Annotated in this window: 2 protein-coding genes; both read right to left on the reverse strand. The window is 62.8% G+C overall.

From position 1 onward, the window contains the following. On the reverse strand, window positions 1–852 hold an 852-nt coding region (locus GY725_18000), incomplete at its 3' end, for a transposase (GenBank protein ID MCP4006079.1). Between the two features lie 77 nt (window positions 853–929). Further along, window positions 930–1,208 carry a CRISPR system precrRNA processing endoribonuclease RAMP protein Cas6 gene (locus GY725_18005; GenBank protein ID MCP4006080.1) on the reverse strand — a complete coding sequence of 93 codons (279 nt, stop codon included), beginning with the start codon at window positions 1,206–1,208 and terminating at the stop codon, window positions 930–932. Between the last annotated feature and the right edge of the window lie 249 nt (window positions 1,209–1,457).

Raw genomic sequence — 1,457 nt, forward strand, 5'->3', positions numbered from 1 at the left:
GATCGGGGCGTCCGGAGGCCCGAACTTCTCCTCGAATAGGGCGAGAACAACATCCCGCAGTCCTTCTTGGCGTCCTTCTCGGCGTCCCAGGCGTTCGATGCTCGTGACGTACTTCATCTTCGACTCCTGCTCGATCTCTTCGATCCGTTGGCGGAAGCTCTTCGTCATCTCTTCCGGCAGCACCAGCAGCCAGTCGATGAATCGGAAGAGCTCCAGGACGTCCTTGCGCTCATAGCCCCGTTCGTAGAGCTGGCGCACCAGGTTCACCTTCCAGGCGAGCCGCTCCCGGGCTTTGCCGCGTGTGGCCTTGGTCTTCAAGTGCGCCATGACCACCAGCGCGAACGGATTCGGATCCTTCTCCAGCTCCGCCCAACGCCCATTGTACTCCCAGATCTTCACTGTGCGATAGCCGAACTCCAGCTCGGTGCCATGCAGTGCGTACTCGTAGCTTTTAGGCTCCCAGTCGGGCTCCTCGTCGGCCAGGATGGCCAGGCTCACGACCTGCTCCGGGTAAAGGTCATAGAGCCGGTAGAAGTAGACGAACATCCGTCGCGGAAAACCTGACTCTCTGGAGACCTGGATCTCCACATGGAGGACAAGGTAGAGGGGCTTGCCCGATAATGTCCGAACCTTGACGACCTTGTCGACTCGGCGGGGTCCGGTCTCGGCGTCGCGGAGCATCTCCCGCAACTCCTGTTCGAGAAACTCGTAGCCGGCCGACCAGTCGATGATCGCGTAGAGGTCGGGAGCGAAGAATTCCACGAGTTGGGGGAAGAATCGCCCGGAGACTTCCTTCCATGGGCTGTCGTAGTCGTCCGGTGGGGTCGGCGTGGTGATATCGGTAGCGTCCATACAGGGACTCTCCCACGGGATAAGGCCGGGCGTCAACGATATCGCTTGCCCACGGACTTGCCGTACCCACCGCTACGCTACGCATCTACGCGGATACGCCCGCAGCCCGACGCCGGGTTCTTCCCCAAATGCAGGATCTCGCCCGCTCGCAGGATTGGGAAGAACCGCGTCGCCTCCTCGCCATAGATCAGCTGGCCGACCTTGCCGCCGAGCTTCAGCTCGGAGCGCGAGCGCGCCGAGTAGTCCTTGACCTCGAGCCAGCGCGTCCGCCCTGGAAGCTGTGGAGGCTGCGGTGGGCCTGGAGCAGGGTTCTTGGGCGAGCTCGCGGGCGTCCTCGAGCGAGCAGGATGTCCCACTTGCTTTTCTGCACCCCCGTGTCGATCGTGTCGGAAACGAGCTGAGCCCCTGCGGGGGATTGCGACAAGTTTCTCCCCCCTCCTCGAGGTTGCATTTTCGTGCGCTCCCGCCCCGAAGGGCGGCACTATTCTCCTGCGGCATGAGCCGCGCGTGCGCGAGGCTGAAGCCTCGCTGGGAATATTGCGCCCCTACGGGGCGCGGAATCTAAATATGCCGTCTACCCGGGGCTGAAGCCCCGGGCTACCCAC

This window comes from bacterium (assembly GCA_024226335.1).
Taxonomy (GTDB): domain Bacteria; phylum Myxococcota_A; class UBA9160; order SZUA-336; family SZUA-336; genus JAAELY01.